The following is a 17,917-nucleotide window of genomic DNA, read 5'->3' as shown; positions in this document are numbered from 1 at the left end:
CCTTGCATCTGTAGTCGCTACAGATTGTAGCATTCGCCCATGATGCGACGTCAAATCGCCGACAATAGCAAAGACAGCCTGCTCGCGGCCGGCGGACTGGTCGGCGGCATCGGCGCCTCTTCCTGCTGCATACTGCCGCTTGCCTTGGTGCTGGCGGGCGTCAGCGGCGCCTGGATCGGCGGCTTGGCGGCGCTGGCCCCTTACCAGCCGATCTTCCTGGGGATCGGGGCGTTTTCGGTCGGATCGGGATTTTGGCGGGTCTACGGCCGCAGGCGTCGATCGTGTGAAGGACCGCAATGCGGGACACCTGTATCGCGCCGATGGACCAAGACAGGATTATGGCTTGGCGCCGGACTGATCTTGATCGCCGGGACGACCAGCTGGTGGGCGCCATTGCTGACGTAGGATTGTGTCGATGTTGCGTTCTCTGATCCTGCTGCCACTGCTGGTGCTTGCCTCGACGGTGCAGGCGGCCGAACAGACCGTCACTCTGACGGTCGAGAACATGACCTGTGCTCTCTGTCCAGTCACGGTTCGCACCGCGATGGAGGACGTGCCTGGCGTCAAGGACGTCCGGGTCGATTTCGAGAGCAAGACGGCGGTTGTCGTGTTCGACGATCTCGAGGCGAGTGTGGAGGACATCGCGGAGGCATCGCGCTTGGCCGGCTACCCAGCGGCTCCCGAGGAGTGAGCGATGATTGAGCTGCGCTCGACGATCACCTGCCCGGCATGCGGCCACGATGTGATCGAAACCATGCCGACAGACTCCTGCCAGTATTTCTACGAGTGCAGGGGGTGCGGCGCTCTGTTGAAACCGAAGGCGGGGGATTGCTGCGTCTTCTGCTCCTTTGGGTCGCTACCCTGTCCACCCGTGCAGCAGGAGCGCGCCGCTGGGCGATCGGCGGCCGCCTGTTGCGGGTCCGGGTCTCATGGATGAAGGATGCGACGTGCGCCAGGCGCGCAAGGATTGGGTCGGCAACTGGCGTTCGCTCGCAGGCCTGCGGGGAATCCCGGCGGCGGCGATGCTGATCGCCGCGATGCTGGACCCGCTGCTGCGAGCGGTCATCTGGTCGGCGGCGCTGTTGTGGATGGGTGGTGCGTGTCTCGCGAACGCGCGCCGATGCGGCCGCACGCACTGCTCGTTTACCGGGCCGTTCTACCTGGCGATGGCTGCACTGGTGGTCGCCCATGCGTCCGGCGTTGTGCCGATGGGCGAGCAAGGCTGGACGATCCTGGGCGCGGGGACGATTGCCGGCACCATCGTGCTGTGGTGGGGCAGCGAGCGCGTCTGGGGACTGTCCTGGCCGCGCCGCCGACCGGGCGACACTGATTAACGCTGTGCCGTCCGCCAATTGGGGTGGATGAAGACCGGTGCGTTGGACTTCGGCAGCGCCGGTTTGCCCAGGATCATGTCCGAGCATTTCTCCGCCATCATGATGGTCGGCGCATTGAGATTGCCGCTGACGATCGAGGGCATGATCGAGGCGTCGACCACCCGCAGTCCCTGCAGCCCGCGGACCCTGGCCTGCGGATCGACCACCGCCATCTCGTCGGTGCCCATCTTGCAGGTACAGCTGGGGTGATAGGCGCTGTCTCCCCGCTCGCGAATGAAGGCGTCGATCTCCGCGTCGGTCTGAACCTTCGCACCCGGCGCGATCTCTGGCCCGCGATAGGGATCGAAGGCCTTCTGGGCGAAGATTTCGCGAGTCAGTTTGACGGCGTCGCGGAACTCGCGCCGATCGTTCTCGGTCTGCAGATAGTATGGCTGGATGACCGGATGATCCTTCGGGTTCGCGCTCTTCAGCTTGATCCAGCCGCGCGCCTCCTGCCGCATGTTGCCGATATGGACCTGATAGGCATGGCTGGTGCCGGCCTTCCTCCCGTGGTCGTTGACGGTCGAGGGCAGGAAATGGAACTGCAGGTTCGGATGCTCGATGCCCGCTTGGGAGCGGATGAAGCCGCCGGCCTCGAGATGCGCGGAGGTGCAGACGCCCTTGCGGGTCAGGAACCATTGCACGCCGGCCAGCGCCATATTCCATGGCTTCGTGTAGCTATAGAGCGTGATCGGCTTGGTGCAATGCTGCTGGATGTACATCTCCAGATGCTCCTGGAGATTTTGCCCGACGCCAGGCAGGTGATGCTTCACCTCGACCCCGACTTCCTTCAGGTGGTCGGCCGGCCCAATGCCTGACAGCATCAGCAGTTGCGGCGAATTGATCGCCCCGCCGCAGAGGATCACCTCGCGCTCCGCGCGGTAGCGCACGATCCGGCCGTTCTGCGAGAACTCGATGCCGACGGCGCGATCGCCCTCGAGCAACACACGCAAGGCAAAGGCGCTGGTCTCCACCCGCACATTCGGGCGCTGCTCGGCGGGCCGCAGGAATGCGGTGGACGCGGACCAGCGCCGGCCGTTGTGGATCGTCATGTCCATCTTCCCGAAGCCTTCCTGGCGATAGCCATTCATGTCTTCGGTGTAGGCGTAGCCGGCCTGCTGCGCCGCCTCGATGAAAGCCTCGAATAGCGGATTCGCTTGATCGCCGGTATGGACCCAGAGCGGGCCGCTGTCGCCGTGATATGCGTCGCCGCCCTTCTCGCGATGCTCGGCGCGTCTGAAGTAGGGCAGGATCTCCTGGTACGACCAGCCCTCGCAATTCTCCTTGAAGGCCCAGCGGTCGTAGTCCAGCGCATGGCCGCGGATATAGACCATGGCGTTGAGCGAGGAGGAGCCGCCCAGCACGCGCCCGCGCGGCCAGTACATGACCCGGTTGTTCATGTAGGGCTGCGGCTCGGTGTGGTAGTACCAGTTGTACTTGGTGTCCATCAGGTTGTACATGAGCGCGGCGGGCATGTGGATCTTCCAGTTCCACCACGCATCGCGCGGTCCTGCCTCGAGCAAGCACACCTTGTTCGCGGGATCTTCGCTGAGCCGGTACGTCAGCACGCACCCTGCGGATCCACCGCCGACGATCAAGTAATCGAATACGCCGTCAAATTTCATGATCGCACTCTCACTCGTTCTTTCTTCTCCTCCCGAGACGGGGGAGGGTTGGGAGGGGAAAGCGAGCGAAGTCTTTCTCCAACCGAAACGCGGCTTCCCCACCCCAACCCTCCCCAATTGGGGAGGGGTTTACACCTAATACGGCGCCGCGACGTTGCCGCCTTCGACATAGACCGCCTTCAGCTGCGTGTAGTGCTCGATCGCGGCCAGACTGTTCTCGCGGCCGATGCCGGACTGCTTGTTGCCGCCGAACGGCATCTCGATCGGCGTGACGTTGTAGTTGTTGATCCAGCAGGTGCCGGCTTCGAGCTGCGCGATCACGCGGTGCGCGCGCTGGATGTCACGCGTGAAAACGCCTGCAGACAACCCGAACTCGGTCGCATTGGCGCGCTCGATGACCTCGTCCTCGCCTCGGAAGCTCAGAACGGACATCACCGGCCCGAAAATCTCCTCCTTCACAATGGTCATGTCGTCGCGGCACCCGGCGAACACCGTCGGCTCGACGAAGCAGCCCTTGCCGAGCTTGCCGTCGGTCACGCGGTTGCCGCCGATGGTCAGCTTGGCGCCCTCACGCTTGCCGGTCTCGATATAGGTCAGAACCTTGCCCATGTGCTCTTCGCTGATGAGCGCGCCGACATGAGTGTTGGGATCGAGCGGATCGCCGATCCGCATCTTGCCGACCCGCTCCTTGAGCTTGGTGAGAAACGGCGCCAGCAGCGGCTCCTCCACGAACACGCGGGTCGCGTTGGAGCAGATCTCACCCTGGGTATAGAAATTGCCCATGATCGCGGCCGAGACCGCGTTGTCGAGGTCCGCATCCGCGAAGATGATGAGCGGCGACTTGCCGCCCAGCTCCATGGTCACTTTCTTCAGCGTTTCCGCCGCGGCCGCCATCACGCGCTTGCCGGTCGCGACCGAACCGGTGAGCGACACTTTGGCGATACCGGGATGCGTGCTCAGGGCCGCGCCGACGCTGCCGAAACCGTGCACGACGTTGAACACGCCGTCAGGCACGCCGGCTTCCGTGTATATCTCCGCCAGCTTGACCGCCGTCGTGGGCGTCAGGTGCGCCGGCTTGAACACCATGGAATTGCCGCAGGCGAGGGCAGGGCCGGACTTCCAGCACGCGATCTGGATCGGATAGTTCCACGCACCGATGCCGGCGCAGACGCCCAGCGGCTCGCGGCGCGTGTAGGCGAAGGCGGTGCCAAGATCGTAGTGATCGCCATGCAGGGTCGGCGCTGCGCCGGCGAAATACTCAATCGCATCGGCGCCCGACGCAACGTCGACAACCGACGCTTCGGCGATCGGCTTGCCGGTATCGAGCACCTCGAGGCGTGCCAGCGCGTCATTGCGCTCGCGCAGCAGCCGGACCGCGTTCATCAGGACGCGCCCGCGTTGCGCGCCGGTCATGCGCGACCAGGCCTTGAAGCCTTCGCGCGCGCTCTCGACCGCGCGGTCGACGTCGGACTTGCTCGCGACCTGCACCCTGGAGATCACCTCGCCGGTCGCGGGATTGACGTTGTCGAACGTCTCGTTGGAGGTGGCATCGACCAGCCGGCCGTGGATATAGAGCTTCAGCTCGTCCATGGCGTTTCTCCGATCTTGATACTCAAACGATGGGTGATGAATTCGATGGCGGCGCGGCGCGCATCCGCCCCGTCAGGTCCGTGCTGGCTCAAGGCCGCACGCAGCCAGATGCCGTCAATCAGGCAAGCAAGATCACGCGCCACATGTTGCACCTCCGGCTCGCGCAGGAAGGGACGCAGAGCGTGCACCAGGTTGCTGTGCAGGCGCTCAATGATGATGGTCTGGATGCGAGCCAGCCGTGGATGGGTCGGGACCTGGGACCAGAAGGCGAGCCAGGCGCTGACCGCCTCCGGCGTGAATAGTTCCTGCCCCAGATTGCCATCCACCACCGCCATCAACCGATGGGCCGCCGTCTTGGCGGCGCGCAGGCGCCAGACCACGGATGCGCTGAGATTGGCACCGAGCTGGCGCAGGGTGGCCTCGAGCAGCTCGCCCTTGTCCTCGAAATAGTGATGCACGATCCCGGCCGAAACGCCGGCCTTGGCGGCGATCCGCGAGACGCTGGACTCCGCAAAGCCGACGTCGTGGATCGAGGCGATGGTCGCCTCGATTAGTTGCCGTCGCCGGATTTCTTCCATGCCGACTTTGGGCAAAGGTCGCGCCTCGCAAAAGAGTGAGCGCTGCGCGGCTATTTTCGGGGTCCCAATCTCCTATTCTGGAAGGGTTGCCCGGCTGGCGCAGCCTAGTCGGTGTCCACTCTAAGTTTTTTTAAGTTGGTTGATCAACCAAAATAAACTTGGCAGGGCGTCGCAGCTGGGATAGGGTCAAGGCAGGAGCGCCAGAATTCGATCCCGGCGCAGAACCGCGGATCGGGTCAATTCGCCGCCGGACCCTGTGGCGAAGCGATCTGGCAGGGGAGCACCAGGGTCGCAGCAGCAAAGCTTGGGAGGCTTCGAAACATGGTATTGCGCAAAATCCTTCTCGCCAGCGCGCTGGTCGCGGTGAGCGCGGCCGCGGCGCAGGCGGCCGATCCGGAATCCTGCAAGACGGTCCGCATGGCAGATGTGGGCTGGACCGACAACACTGCGCAGAACGGTCTGTTCAAGACCGTCCTGGCGGGCCTCGGTTACGAGACGGAAGACCAGGTGTTGGCCCTTCCGGTCATCATGGAAAGCTTGAAGAACAAGGACCTCGACGTATTCCTCGATAACTGGATGCCATCCAACGCAGCGAACGTGCAGCCTTATCTCGATGAGAAGTCGCTGGAGATGCTGGATGCCAACCTGACCGGCGCCGGCTATGGCCCGGTGGTCCCGGACTATGTCGCCGAAGGCGGCGTGAAAGACGTCAAGGACCTTGGCAAGTTTGCCGACAAGTTCGACAAGAAGTTCTACGGCATCGAGCCCGGCAATGATGGCAACCAAATCGTCCAGGCCAAGATCGATGATCCGGCGAGCGGCTTGCAGGGCTGGGAGCTCGTCGAGTCCTCGGAGCAGGGCATGCTGGCCCAGGCGCAGAAATCCATGAAGAACAAGGAGTGGATCGCGTTCCTGGGTTGGACGCCGCACCCGGTGATGGGCAAGATGAACCTGGTCTACCTGACCGGCTTCGAGAATGACGGTTTCGGTGACGCACAGGTGAAGACGCTGACCCGGGCCGGCTACAGCGCCGAATGCCCGAATGTCGGCAAGCTGCTCAGCAACCTGAAATTCGATCTTGCCATGGAGAGCGCCATCATGGAGGTCATCGATGGTGGCACGGAAGGCGAGAAGGCGGCTGCCGACTGGCTGAAGGCGAACCCGGCTGTGCTCGATAAGTGGCTGGCCGGCGTGACCACGGCAGACGGCCAGGAAGGCCTGCCGGCTGTGAAGGAGAGCCTCGGGCTCTAAGCCTCTTGTTGTTATGGGCGGCTCCGGTCATCGGAGCCGCCCATTGTATTGCCGCCCGCCATCGGGCTACTCATTGCCAAGTCAGGACATCGCACGACTGAGGCCTGCGCAGTAAGGCGGATGCGCGGCCAATGGGGGACGCCGCATGGAGCAGCTCGATAAGCTCGAGAAAACCATCACAGGGCACAAGATACCGATCGGCCAATGGTCGAAGGCCATCATCGAGTGGATGACGGATAACTTCGAGTGGCTGTTCGATGCCATATCGTCGGTCATGAAGAGCGGGATCGACGGCACTGCGAACGGCCTGCTTCTCGTGCCGCCCCTTGTTCTCCTGGTCATGGTCGCCGCGGTGGCGCACCTCCTGCAGCGCAACTGGAAGATCACGCTTTTTGTCTTTCTCGGCCTGCTCTTCATCCTCAATCTCGGGCTTTGGAAGGAGATGGTGCAGACGCTGGTTCTGGTCCTCTACGCCACGCTTGCCTCCCTGATGATCGGGATTCCCATCGGCATCCTCGCCGCACGGCGCAAGACGGTCTGGCACGCCATCGCACCGGTCCTCGACATGATGCAGACCTTGCCGACCTTCGTGTATCTGGTGCCCATGCTCGCGCTGTTCGGGTTGGGCGTCGTACCGGGCCTGTTTGCGACGGTCATCTTCGCGGTGCCGGCGCCGATCCGTCTCACCTATCTTGGCATCAGCCAGGTACCGGTGGCTCTGGTCGAGGCGGGCGAATCCTTCGGCTCCACGCGCTCGCAGCTGCTGTTCAGGGTCAAGCTGCCGGCCGCCTTGCCTACTATCATGGCCGGCATTACCCAGTGCATCATGCTGTCGCTGTCGATGGTGGTCATCGCCGCCCTGGTCGGTGCCGGTGGACTGGGCGCGCCGACGGTACGCGCGCTCGCGACCGGCAACATTCCGCTGGGCACGGAAGCTGGGCTCGCGATCGTCATCCTCGCCATCGCGCTCGACCGCCTCATGAAGCAACGCCAGGTCAAGAAGTGAGGAGGCGGCGATGAGCAGTGCACTAACCGCTGTCCGCTTCGACCACGTCGATGTTGTCTTCGGCCAACGCGCGCAAGAGGCTGTTGGGTTGCTCGACCAGGGCGCGGGCCGCGACAGCATTCTCGACAAGACCGATTGCCTGGTAGCCGTGCACGACGCGTCGGTGTTCGTCAATGAGGGTGAGATCCTGGTGCTGATGGGACTCAGCGGTTCCGGCAAGTCCTCGCTGCTCCGCTGCATCAACGGCCTCAACAGAGTGACGCGCGGCAAGGTTCTGGTGCATGACGGCAATAGCCAGGTCGACGTTGCGACGTGCGATCCGGAGACCCTGCGCCGCCTGCGCCGCAACCGCATCTCCATGGTGTTCCAGCAGTTCGGCCTGATGCCATGGTTGACGGTGCGGGACAACATCGGCTTCGGGCTTGACATCCGCGGCGTCGGCAAGGCCGAGCGCGACCGCATCGTAGACGAGAAGATCAAGCTGGTGCGGCTCGACAAGTTCGCGGACAAATTCAGCCACGAGCTCTCCGGCGGCATGCAGCAGCGCGTTGGCCTCGCGCGCGCGTTCGCGACGGAGGCCGACATTCTCCTGATGGACGAGCCGTTCTCGGCACTTGACCCGCTGATCCGCGAGCATCTGCAGGACGAGCTGATCGAGCTGCAACAGAAGCTGAAGAAGACCATCGTCTTCGTGAGCCACGACCTCGACGAGGCGCTGAAGATCGGTACCCGCATCGCCATCATGGAAGCGGGCCGGGTGGTGCAGTTCGGCGTGCCGGAAGAGATCATCCTCAATCCGGTCAACGACTACGTCCGCCAGTTCGTCGCCTCGATGAACCCGCTGACGGTGCTGAAGGGCGGCACCTTGATGCGCCCGGTTGCGGACTTGGCGCGCGAGCCGGGCGGCAACACCATCCAGCTCGATCGCGCCGGCAAGTGCCGTTGCCAGCTGGACAATCGCGGCAGGCCGATGAATCTCATCGTCAACGGCAAGCCGGGCGAGCTGGTGCCGTATTCAACGGAGCTCAACCTCTCCAAGCTGCCGGACCACGTCATGATCTGCGGCACCGAGCGCACGCCCATGCGCGCCGCCGTGACGGTGCGCTCGCAAACCAAGCGGCCGCTGGTGCTGGTGGGCGACGACGGCGAGTTGCTCGGCGTGGTCGGCGAGCACGAGATCTATCGCGGCATGCTGCGCCAGAGCGAATATGCCCGGGTCGACGGCGCAGGGCCGATGTAGTTCTCTCTCCCCCGTGTCGGGGAGGGGATTTGCAGACGTGAGTGGAGGGCTAGGAGTTTCCATGATTGCCGCCATCCTGTTCGACAAGGACGGGACCCTCTACGACTTCTATCGCACCTGGGGCGCGCTGACCGAGCAGGCTGCGCTGCTGGTCGCCGATGGGGATGAAGTGCGGGCGAGATTCCTGCTCGAGAATTCCGGCAGGGATCCAGTAACCGGCAAATATGCGCCGTCCTCGCCGATCGCCGCCGGCAGCAATCGGGAGATCGTCGAGGTCTGGTGCGGCCTGATCCAGCGTGCCGATGTGGACGAGGTCTATCAGCGCGTGCACGTCATGTTCCTGGAGCATCAGAAGAACGGCGCCGTGCCGGTGCTCGACCTCGATGTCTTCTTCAGCCGATTGAGGGGGCGCGGCCTGCGTCTCGGCGTCGCGACCATGGACAGCGAGCAGGCCGCCCGCGCCGCCATGCTGCGCGCGAAATGCGACCATCACCTCGATTTCATCTGCGGCTTCGACACCGGCCACGGCGTGAAGCCCCTCGGCGGCATGGTGGAAGCCTTCGCGCTTGCGGTGGGCGTGCCAACCTCCGCGCTCGCCGTCGTCGGCGATTCACCGCATGACATGCACATGGCCCGCGCCGGCAAAGCCGGCCGCGCCATCGGCGTGCTCACCGGCGTGTCGCCCAAGGAAGCGCTGCTGGAAGCCGGCGCGCACGAGGTGATCGCGAGCATCGCGGAGCTGGAAAGCGTATTGTGATATCCCGCCTGTGGGCGCCGATCGGGATCACAGATCCGGCACGGACCAGTCCGCGCCGTCCTTGACTGTCACCAACTCAACCTGCGTTTCGACCTTGCGGAACTCGAGGCCAGAGTCGCGCCAGCGCTCGGCGATCTCGTTCCAATCGCCCGGCGCCGCCACCATCAGGCGGATCTGATAGTCGGTCTGGCCAGCGACTTTCCAGGCGTGGATCACTTCGGGCGTGTTGTGGAGCATCTGCTCGAACTTGCGCAGATGGCCTTGGGTATGGCTGGCCAACGCCAGGTTGACCCAGATCGCCAGACGGCGTTGGCCCAGCGCCGGATCTACCACGGCGCGGTAACCCTTGATGATGCCAGCTTCCTCCAGCCGCCGCACCCGGCTGAGCGTACCGCTTGGTGATAGCGAGATCTGCGCGGCGAGCGCGCGATTGGTCAACCGGCCGTCCGCCTGAAGCGCCCTGAGGATCTTTCGATCCATCGCATCAAGTTCGATCTCCGGTGCTTCGTTCCGCACGACCATCACCCCAGACCCCTTACTTTCGAGACCTATGCGCTGCATTCTAGATTAAGAGAAATCCGGTCCGCAAAGCCCGTAGGCGAGGGAGGCAGCATGATTCGCAAATTCGATGGCGATTCCGCATTGGTGGTGGTCGACGTCCAAGAAGGCGTCAATGTTCTGCAGCATTGGGGTGGCCCGACAGGGCGCCGCAACAACCTTGCCGCGGAGCAGAATATCGGTGCTGTGCTCGACGCCTGGCGGCGGCAGGGACTGCCGGTGTATTTTACGGCGCATGATTCGCTCGAGGAAGCCTCTCCGCTGAAGCTGCGGCTGGAGACAGGGCGTTTCATCAAAGGCCTGGAGCCAAGGCCAGGTGAGCCTGTGATCGAAAAATCGGCGAACAGCGCATTCGTGGGCACAGGCCTGGAGGTCGCTCTCCGGCGCCGGCGCATTCATCGGCTGCTCTTCATGGGGTTTTTCACCAACTTCTGCGTCGAGACCTCGGTGCGCATGGCGAACAATATGGGGTTCGACACCTACCTCGCTCATGACGCTTGTGCGACCTGCAATCGTGTCGGGCTGAACGGCGAAGACTATGACCCGGATCTCGTACATGCGCTGAGTATTGCCAGCCTTCACCGGGAGTTCTGCACTGCGATCTCGACCGCCGATGCGATCGCGTTGTCGCGCGCCGACACGCCGCACTTGGAGCGAATTCAAGGGAACGAATAGATGCTTGAGTTCGACAAGCCGGCCGCGCTCTTGCCTATCGACATGCAGCAGGCATTCGACACTCCACCCTGGCCAAGGCGCTGGAACAGGGCCCTGGACCGCAATGGGTTGGCGCTGCTCGCGCTTTGGCGCCGAAGTGACTGGCCGATCGTCCATGTCCGGCACGATTCGATCGAGCCGAACTCCACTCTGCGACCAGGCCTGCCGGGTCACGCATACCGGGACGGCTTCGCGCCGCAGGGCAAGGAGGCGCTGGTGTGCAAGAGCGTCAATGCGGCCTTCATCGGCACCGATCTCGAGCTGCGGCTCAGGCGTCTCGGGATCGAGACAGTCGTCGCGTTCGGCGTCTCCACGGACATCTGCGTATCGACCACGACCCGGGTGGGCGCCAATCTCGGCTTTCGCATGATCGTGGTCGACGATGCGTGCGACTGCTTCGACCTGCCCGATCCAAGGGGAGGCACTATCGCTGCCGAGACGATCCACGCAGCTCATCTGGCCACGCTCGGGTTCGAGTTCGCGACGGTGACCACGACGGAAGAAATTAGCCGATCGCTGCCGAGCCGATGACGCTATGAAACTGTCAGCAGGCCCTGCATGGCCGCCACGCAGTGGCCGCTGACAACTGATGGTGCGACGCGGCCGTTGCGCTTACTGACGAGACCGTTGAGGAGACTGGCGCGGCCAATTTCAACCCCTTGGCGGGCCTTCAGGCGGAAATCGCAATCGGAGCGCGGATCGAGCTGCGCCAGCAGCGCTGTCAAAGACGCAGTGGCGCTGCCGGTCGCGGGGTCTTCGCCGATGCCGTCGTAGGGTGAGAGATTGCGTGCTTGGATGTGTGCGCCCTCGGCAGCCGGCCATTTCACGTAGAGATGAACACCTTCAATGCCATGACTGCCGCGGATCAGATCAAACGCGGGCAGGTGGGCGCGCGCTTTCCCTAAGGCCGCAACATCGCTCACTTCCACAAACATGAACTCAAGGCCGACGGAAGCAGTGATCGGTGGATGCGTGCTGGTGACGATGTCGGAGGCCCGCAAGCCAAGCGCGGCAGCGACTGCGGCAACGCTCGGCGCTTCCTGGGTCGACAAGGTTTGTGGCGCAGTCAGCGACGCGCCGATCGCGCGCTCGCCAACGCGCTCGAGCTGCAGGCGAACTAAGCCAGCCGACTCCTCGAATACCAGATCATCGCCGCGCAGCGGCCTGTCGTTCGCTAAAGCGAAGGCTGCGCCGATATTGGGATGACCGGCGAACGGCACTTCGCTCCGCGGCGTGAAGATGCGCACATGCGCAGTATGCGCGGCATCCTGTGGCTTCAGGATGAAGGCCGTCTCCGACAGGTTGAACTCGCGCGCGATCGCCTGCATGCGCGCGCCGTCCAGCGCATCCGCGTCGAACACGATCGCTGCCGGATTGCCCTGCAGCGGCGCCTCGGCAAACACGTCGACGATCGCATAGCACAGCTGCATCAGGCGGCGGAACGATTCAGACCCAGGAAATGCCGCATCGCGTCGAGCCCAGCCTTGGTCTGGAAGCGCCCGAAACCGATGCGGAAGCGGTCTTTCGGCGTTGGACCGAGACTCGAGTGGTAGATCGAGCTGGGCAGCACGACGATGCCAGCCTCCTCGACCATGCGCTTGGCGAAGGCTTCGACGCCGTCAGCGCCGAGATAGCGCGGATAGGCAACGCAGCCGCCATCGGGGCGGTACCACTCGAACAGGCCGGGATACTCCGCGAAGAATTGTTCGACCGCCTTCAGATTATCACGCACGAGCGCAACATTGCGGCCGACCACTTTCTCGCGCGCCTTGAGCGCGATGATGGCGAGATGCTCGCTCGGACCCGCGTTGCAGATGGAGAGATAATTCTTGATGCGCTCCATCTGCGAGAGCAGGGCGTGGTCCTTCGACAGTACCCAGCCGATGCGCAGGCCTGGCAGTCCGTACGCCTTCGACATCACGCCGAGGGATAGGCCGCGCTCATAGAGCTCGGTCACGGCGGGGAGCTGCCGCGCGGGATTGATCTCCAGTCCGCGATAGACCTCGTCGGAGAACAGCCAAATGCCATGCTTGCGGCAGAGCGCGACCAGCGCATCGAAGCTCGCGCGATCGATGATCTTGCCGGTTGGGTTGTGCGGGAAATTGATCGAGATGAGCTTGGTGTTAGGCCGGATCTTCGCCGCGAGCTCCTCGAGATCGAGATCCCAGTTGCGCTCCGGCCGCAGTGCCACGCCTTCCGTCGCGCACAAGGACAGCGGCACCTGCTCCGCCGATTGGTAGTTCGGCGTGACGACGATCGCGTGATCGTCCTTGGTCAGCAGCGCGTGCATGGCGCAATAGATGCCTTCCTCCGCGCCGGCAAAGGCGAGAACGTCATCGGCCGTGATGCCCTTGTAAGTCGCAGCGACCGTAGCGCGCAGCTTCGGTGTGCCCCAGGTCTCGATGTAGCCCAGCGGCAGCTCCTCCCATGCCGCGCGATCAGCAGGATCGGCCAGCTCCAGCAGCTCCTTGATCGTGAGGGTCTGCGCGTCCGACGGCGTCATGTGCCAGCGTGCGGCAAACTCCCACTTGCCGAGATAGACCTCGAGATTGAAATCGGGAAGCTTGGTCATTGTGCTACCTTCATGCTGGAGGAACGCGCCGCGTTGAGCAGCGTATAGATTGTGGCGCGCGACACGTCGAGCGCGCCGGCGACATGCGGCACGGCATTGCGCGCCTGGAACAGGCCGGCCGCATCGATCTCCGCGATCAGTGCGATGCGCTCCTCGCGATCGAGCGCTTTCAGCGCCTTGCGCTTTCTCTCCAGGAACGCGCGGATGGTGAGATTGATGTGCTCACGCCAGTCCTGGTGGAACATCGCCTCGGGCCGCGGCTCGCTCGGCGCCGCGAAAGCCGAGAGCAGCTTGATCGCCTGGTCGAACAGCGACACGTCGAGGTTGATGCACATCAGGCCGATGCGCTTGCCGTTGGCATCGCGCAGAGTCGCGGTGATGGATTTCAGCCGCGCGCCATCGACATTTGCCTTGTCGTAGGGGCCGAAGACATCGCGATCGAGGTGCAACTCGATGTCGTCGCCCAGCAGCGATTCGTCGCCGGCTTGCCGGTGCGAGAAGGCGTTCCAGATATCGACGATGCGATCGCTGCGTAGGTCATGGATCACCACCTCCGCATGCGGGTCGAGCAGGGCGGCGATGGCCTGGGCGACTGGGCGATGAGCTGCGAACGGGTCGGGCATGCGCGTATGGAGCCGCGATCGTGACGAACTGTCAATACAGACAAATTGTCTCGACCGGTGGCGCTTGACTCCCTTTCGGAGAACAGATATTCAGTGAAATTATGTTCGACGAATTGTAAGCTGATGTGAAACGCAGAGCCTACCAGCTGAAACGGCGCGCCGAGAGCGCGGAGGAGACGCGCCGTCGCCTCGTGCAAGCGACCTTCGAGCTGCACGGCGAGCAGGGGATTGCGGCCACCACCATGAAGCAGATCGCGGAGCGGGCGGGCGTCGGCATCGGCACCGTCTATCACCACTTTCCGACCCTCGACGACACGATCATGGCTTGTGGCCAGATGGTGATGGCGACCTATCCGCCGCCCACCGAAGCGATCTTCGCCGGCGTGCCGACGATGAAGGAGCGGCTGCTGCGTCTGGTGCGCGCGCTGTTCGAATACTACGACAACGTCGCGTTCGATCTGGTGCGCGCGGATGAAGACCGGCTTCCGATCGTGCGCACGTTCGTCGGAGAAGAGCTGCAGCACCGCATCGCGCTGACGCGCGCCGCACTGGCGCCGTTCGCAATCGATCGCGACCTCATCCGGACGTCTGCGGCCTTGCTGGATGTGCGCGTCTGCCGGTCGCTGCAGCAGATAGATCTGACGCGGGATCAGGCGGCCGAAGCCATCGCCGAGATTATTCATGCGCGGCTCGTACGCAAGGATTAGGGCGCGAAGGATTAAGCTGGGAGAGAAGCATGGAAACCAGGATCAATGAGATCGCGGACGGCATCTATCGCCTGTCGACCTTTTTTCCGGATGTGCCGCCGTCCGGCTTCACGTTCAACCAATTCCTGATCAAGGGCGATGAGCCGCTGCTGTTTCATTGCGGCATGCGCGGGATCTTCCCGCTGATCACTGCCGCGGTTGCGAAGGTCGTACCGGTGGAGAGATTGCGCTGGATTTCCTTCGGGCACGTGGAAGCGGATGAATGCGGCGCGATGAACAGCTGGCTTGCGGCGGCACCGTACGCGGAGGTGGCGCACGGCCAGATCGCCTGCATGGTCTCGTTGAATGACCTCGCGGACCGCACGCCGCGCGCATTGGCCGATGGCGAAGTGCTGGATCTCGGCGGCAAGCGCGTGCGCTATATCGACACGCCACACGTGCCGCATTGCTGGGAAGCCGGCGTGGTCTACGAAGAGATGACCGGTACGTTGCTGTGCGGCGATCTCTTGACGCACCTCGGTGACGGCCAGGCTGTCACCGGCAGCGACATCGTCGGCCCCGCGATCGCGGCGGAAGACATGTTCCACGCCACCAGCATCGGGGTCGCCACCGCGCCTACGATCCGCAAACTCGCGGCGTTGAAGCCGCGCACCTTAGGCCTCATGCACGGCTCCTCCTTCAACGGCGACTGCGCCGGCGCGCTTAACGCTTTGGCGGACTACTACGCCAGCGGTTTGCAGAGGATGGCGGCATAGCGAACGCAGTGCCCCTTTCTACGTCATAGTCGTGCCAAGCACCATGACTGAGAGTTGGCCCTCACTCCAGCATCGTCGCTGCAATCGCCGGCAGCGCAACGCCGGCTTTTTCGCGCAGCACGAAATCGGCCAGCTTGCTCAGCGGCGTGAAGTCGGGGTTGATCTCGATCACCGTCGCGCCGTTGGAACCGGCGATGAAAGGCAGCTCGGCCGCGGGATAGACCAGCGTCGAGGTGCCGATGCTGAGGAACAGGTCGCAGTGCGCGGCGGCCTCCTGCGCGCGGCGCAGGGCATTTTCCGGCAAAGCTTCGCCGAACCACACGACGTCGGGGCGCAACAGACCGCCGCAGCGTTCACAGCGTGGCGGCGGCTCCTCCACCGGTTCCCAACTCTCCGCCAGGTGACGGTGCTCGAAGCAGATGGTGCGGCGGATATTGCCGTGCAGCTCGACTAGGTTGCGGCTGCCGGCACGGGCGTGCAGTCCATCGACGTTCTGCGTCACCAGAAAGAATCCCGGCCGCGCCGCTTCGATGCGGGCAAGCGCATGATGGCCGGGATTGGGTTCCACCTTGGCGACGAAGCCGCGGCGCCATTCGTACCACTCCCACACCATGCGCGGGTTGCGCCGGAATGCCTGTGGTGTCGCCAAATCTTCCGGCCGGTATTGGGCCCAGAGTCCGGTCTGCTTGTCGCGGAAGGTAGAAAGGCCGCTCTCGGCGGAGATGCCGGCGCCAGTGAACGCGACGATCCGCTTGGCGACACGCAGGCGATCAATCAGCTCGAACGGAAGATCGATCGCCATCGCATCACATCCGCTCAGGCACCTCGATGCCCAGCAATGACAGCGACAGTTCCAATGCGCGCAAGGTGAGCGCTGCTAGCCCGAGCCGTGAGCGGCGCAGGGCGTCGTTCTGCTCGCTCAAGATATGGAACTGGTTGTAGTAGGTGCTGAAGGTCTGCGCCAAACCGTAGGCGTAGTCCGCGATCCTGTTGGGCGCGCGCTCATCATAGGCGGCCTGGATCGCATCGGGCAGCGCACCGAGCGCGAGAACCAAGTCGCGCTCGCCCGGTTCCGGCGGCAGGATTGTGCCGGGCCTGTCGCCCTGCGCGTCGGCCTTGCGCAGGATCGACTTGATGCGCACGGCGGCGTAGAGCAGATAGGGTCCGGTCTTGCCTTCGAAGCGGACGAAGCGGTCCGGATCGAACACGTAGTTGGCGATGCGGTGATTGCTGAGATCGGCGAATTTCAGCGCCGCGAGGCCGACCTTCTTGGCGATGTCCTTGCGCTCCGCCTCGTCGTAGTCGGTGGCAAGGCCCTGCTCCTTGAGACGATCGAGCGCTGCGCCGGTCATCATGGCGATCAGGTCCTGCAGCTTCATGACGCCGCCTTCGCGGGTCTTGAAAGGCTTGCCGTCCGGGCCGTTCATGGTGCCGAAGCCGAGATGCTCCATCTTCGCCTTGCCGTTGAGGCTGGCCATGATGGCGGCGCGGAACACCTGCTCGAAATGCAGGTGCTGCCGCTGGTCGACGATGTAGAGGATGAGGTCGGGGTTCTGCTCGTTCACCCGGTCGACGATGGTGGCGAGGTCCGTGGTCGAATACATCGCCGCGCCGTCGCGCTTGACCAGGATCAGCGGCGGGATCTCCTTCTTGTCGTCCGGCCGTGCGACCCGGACGATCAGTGCGCCCTGATCCACCTCCGCCAGCCCCATCGCTTTCATCTTCTCAACCATGGGACCGATCAGCGGGTCAACGTGCGCTTCGCCCTTCCACAGATCGAAATGCACGCCGAGCGCGCCATAATCGCGCTTCAGCACCTCGACCGAGATATCGAAGAAATGCTGCCACAAGGCGCGGTAGCCAGGGCGGCCCTGCTGCAGTTCCGCAGTCGCCACACGTGCCCGCTCGTTGCGCGCCGGGTCGGCTTTGCAGGCGGCCGAGGCAGTCGGATAGATCTCTTCGAGTTCCGTGACCGTGACCGGGCTTGCGTTCGGGTATGGGCCTTTGAAGTTCGGATCGAAGTAGGGCAGGTCGGGCCGGCGGATCTCCAGCTCGGAGATCAGCATGCCCATCTGCAGGCCCCAATCGCCCATGTGCACGTCGCCGACGGTGTTGTCGCCGGCGAAGCTGAAGATGCGCCGCAGCGAATCCCCGATGATGGCGGCGCGCAGGTGGCCAACATGCATGGCCTTCGCGATGTTGGCGCCTCCGTAATCGAGCACCACCATCTCCGGCCGCTTGCGCGTGACGGCGAGGCGTTCATCGCCCGCCATCCAGTTCGCGTGCTCCGCAAGCCTTTCGTCGGTCACTGATAGATTGATGAAGCCGGGTCCTGCCAGCGACGTGTCGCGCAGTTGCGGCATGACCTGCAGCTTTGCCATCACCTGCTCGGCGATGGCGCGCGGGTTCTGCTTCGCGGCCTTGGCTGCGGCGAGTGCGCCGTTGCACTGGAACTGGCCGAGATCGGGCCGATTGGAGATGGTCACCCGGCCATACTCGGCCGGCAGGCCCAATTCATCGAACACCCGCGCCACAACCTCAGTGAGCGCGCCGCTTAAAGAAGACATC

General features: G+C 63.8%; 21 protein-coding genes. 12 read left to right on the top strand and 9 right to left on the bottom strand.

Going from position 1 to position 17,917, the window contains the following annotated elements; translation table 11 throughout:
• The first annotated feature begins 39 nt into the window (after nt 1-39).
• The 4 genes from DTX69_RS07700 to DTX69_RS07690 are packed head-to-tail and all read left to right on the top strand — an operon-like array spanning nt 40 to nt 1,334.
• Complete coding sequence (locus DTX69_RS07700; RefSeq protein ID WP_119300948.1) at nt 40-405, top strand: mercuric transporter MerT family protein; 366 nt, start codon at nt 40-42, stop codon at nt 403-405.
• Between the two features lie 10 nt (nt 406-415).
• A complete protein-coding gene (locus DTX69_RS30585; RefSeq protein WP_284735615.1) occupies nt 416-691 on the top strand; it encodes a heavy-metal-associated domain-containing protein in 276 nt (91 codons plus the stop codon).
• 3 nt (nt 692-694) lie between these two features.
• A complete protein-coding gene (locus tag DTX69_RS30580) occupies nt 695-937 on the top strand; it encodes a GDCCVxC domain-containing (seleno)protein (RefSeq protein WP_284735614.1) in 243 nt (80 codons plus the stop codon).
• Complete coding sequence (locus DTX69_RS07690) at nt 930-1,334, top strand: hypothetical protein (protein WP_119300947.1); 405 nt, start codon at nt 930-932, stop codon at nt 1,332-1,334. Before DTX69_RS30580 ends, DTX69_RS07690 begins: the two co-directional genes overlap by 8 nt.
• Here the strand turns inward: DTX69_RS07690 and betA are convergent.
• The 3 genes from betA to betI form a co-directional block, all read right to left on the bottom strand.
• Nucleotides 1,331-2,998, bottom strand: coding sequence for a choline dehydrogenase (betA, locus tag DTX69_RS07685; protein WP_119300946.1), 1,668 nt, complete (start codon nt 2,996-2,998; stop codon nt 1,331-1,333). The genes DTX69_RS07690 and betA overlap by 4 nt on opposite strands.
• Before the next feature lie 135 nt (nt 2,999-3,133).
• Nucleotides 3,134-4,588 (bottom strand): betaine-aldehyde dehydrogenase, encoded by a 1,455-nt coding sequence (gene betB, locus DTX69_RS07680; protein ID WP_119300945.1) that lies wholly within the window; start codon nt 4,586-4,588, stop codon nt 3,134-3,136.
• Nucleotides 4,576-5,181: a choline-binding transcriptional repressor BetI gene (betI, locus tag DTX69_RS07675; protein ID WP_119300944.1), complete on the bottom strand. Its 606-nt coding sequence runs from the start codon at nt 5,179-5,181 to the stop codon at nt 4,576-4,578. Before betI ends, betB begins: the two co-directional genes overlap by 13 nt.
• A 306-nt stretch (nt 5,182-5,487) precedes the next feature.
• Between betI and choX the strand changes: the two genes are divergently transcribed.
• From choX to DTX69_RS07655, 4 genes are all read left to right on the top strand, one after another.
• Nucleotides 5,488-6,417 (top strand): choline ABC transporter substrate-binding protein, encoded by a 930-nt coding sequence (gene choX, locus DTX69_RS07670; protein ID WP_119300943.1) that lies wholly within the window; start codon nt 5,488-5,490, stop codon nt 6,415-6,417.
• 145 nt (nt 6,418-6,562) lie between these two features.
• Nucleotides 6,563-7,423: a choline ABC transporter permease subunit gene (gene choW / locus DTX69_RS07665; RefSeq protein ID WP_119300942.1), complete on the top strand. Its 861-nt coding sequence runs from the start codon at nt 6,563-6,565 to the stop codon at nt 7,421-7,423.
• A 10-nt stretch (nt 7,424-7,433) separates the two neighbouring features.
• Entirely contained in the window at nt 7,434-8,663 is a 1,230-nt protein-coding gene (choV, locus tag DTX69_RS07660) for a choline ABC transporter ATP-binding protein (RefSeq protein WP_119300941.1), read from the top strand.
• A 61-nt stretch (nt 8,664-8,724) separates the two neighbouring features.
• On the top strand, nt 8,725-9,420 hold the full coding sequence (locus tag DTX69_RS07655) for an HAD family hydrolase (protein WP_162916871.1): 696 nt from the start codon (nt 8,725-8,727) through the stop codon (nt 9,418-9,420).
• A 27-nt stretch (nt 9,421-9,447) separates the two neighbouring features.
• On the opposite strand, the gene DTX69_RS07650 is transcribed toward DTX69_RS07655, so the two are convergent.
• The gene (locus DTX69_RS07650; RefSeq protein ID WP_162916869.1) at nt 9,448-9,936 is read right to left on the bottom strand and encodes an Lrp/AsnC family transcriptional regulator; all 489 of its coding nucleotides are present in this window, start codon (nt 9,934-9,936) and stop codon (nt 9,448-9,450) included.
• Nucleotides 9,937-10,065: 129 nt separating this feature from the next.
• Between DTX69_RS07650 and DTX69_RS07645 the strand changes: the two genes are divergently transcribed.
• Both DTX69_RS07645 and DTX69_RS07640 read left to right on the top strand, forming a co-directional pair.
• Nucleotides 10,066-10,653, top strand: coding sequence for an isochorismatase family protein (locus DTX69_RS07645; RefSeq protein WP_284735640.1), 588 nt, complete (start codon nt 10,066-10,068; stop codon nt 10,651-10,653).
• Entirely contained in the window at nt 10,654-11,223 is a 570-nt protein-coding gene (locus DTX69_RS07640; RefSeq protein WP_119300937.1) for a cysteine hydrolase family protein, read from the top strand.
• 2 nt (nt 11,224-11,225) lie between these two features.
• Here DTX69_RS07640 and DTX69_RS07635 read toward each other — a convergent pair whose 3' ends face one another.
• The 3 genes from DTX69_RS07635 to DTX69_RS07625 are packed head-to-tail and all read right to left on the bottom strand — an operon-like array spanning nt 11,226 to nt 13,887.
• Nucleotides 11,226-12,122, bottom strand: coding sequence for a PhzF family phenazine biosynthesis protein (locus tag DTX69_RS07635; protein ID WP_119300936.1), 897 nt, complete (start codon nt 12,120-12,122; stop codon nt 11,226-11,228).
• Nucleotides 12,122-13,264, bottom strand: coding sequence for an aminotransferase class I/II-fold pyridoxal phosphate-dependent enzyme (locus DTX69_RS07630; RefSeq protein WP_119300935.1), 1,143 nt, complete (start codon nt 13,262-13,264; stop codon nt 12,122-12,124). The genes DTX69_RS07635 and DTX69_RS07630 overlap by 1 nt, the downstream gene beginning before the upstream one ends.
• The gene (locus DTX69_RS07625; RefSeq protein ID WP_119300934.1) at nt 13,261-13,887 is read right to left on the bottom strand and encodes a helix-turn-helix transcriptional regulator; all 627 of its coding nucleotides are present in this window, start codon (nt 13,885-13,887) and stop codon (nt 13,261-13,263) included. Before DTX69_RS07625 ends, DTX69_RS07630 begins: the two co-directional genes overlap by 4 nt.
• 125 nt (nt 13,888-14,012) lie before the next feature.
• On the opposite strand from DTX69_RS07625, the gene DTX69_RS07620 reads away from it, so the two are divergent.
• Both DTX69_RS07620 and DTX69_RS07615 read left to right on the top strand, forming a co-directional pair.
• On the top strand, nt 14,013-14,594 hold the full coding sequence (locus DTX69_RS07620) for a TetR/AcrR family transcriptional regulator (RefSeq protein ID WP_119300933.1): 582 nt from the start codon (nt 14,013-14,015) through the stop codon (nt 14,592-14,594).
• 29 nt (nt 14,595-14,623) lie between these two features.
• Nucleotides 14,624-15,349 carry an oxygen-binding di-iron domain-containing protein gene (locus tag DTX69_RS07615; RefSeq protein WP_119300932.1) on the top strand — a complete coding sequence of 242 codons (726 nt, stop codon included), beginning with the start codon at nt 14,624-14,626 and terminating at the stop codon, nt 15,347-15,349.
• A 61-nt stretch (nt 15,350-15,410) separates the two neighbouring features.
• Here DTX69_RS07615 and DTX69_RS07610 read toward each other — a convergent pair whose 3' ends face one another.
• Nucleotides 15,411-16,151, bottom strand: a complete 741-nt coding sequence (locus DTX69_RS07610; RefSeq protein WP_119300931.1) for an SIR2 family NAD-dependent protein deacylase — start codon at nt 16,149-16,151, stop codon at nt 15,411-15,413.
• A 4-nt stretch (nt 16,152-16,155) separates the two neighbouring features.
• Nucleotides 16,156-17,916, bottom strand: coding sequence for an arginine--tRNA ligase (gene argS, locus DTX69_RS07605; protein WP_119300930.1), 1,761 nt, complete (start codon nt 17,914-17,916; stop codon nt 16,156-16,158).
• Nucleotide 17,917: the final 1 nt, after the last annotated feature.

It is taken from the genome of Dongia deserti, assembly GCF_003574735.1.
Lineage (GTDB): Bacteria > Pseudomonadota > Alphaproteobacteria > Dongiales > Dongiaceae > Dongia_A > Dongia_A deserti.
Note: the sequence above shows the minus strand (reverse complement) of the source record. Positions and strands in the feature narration are given on the sequence as shown.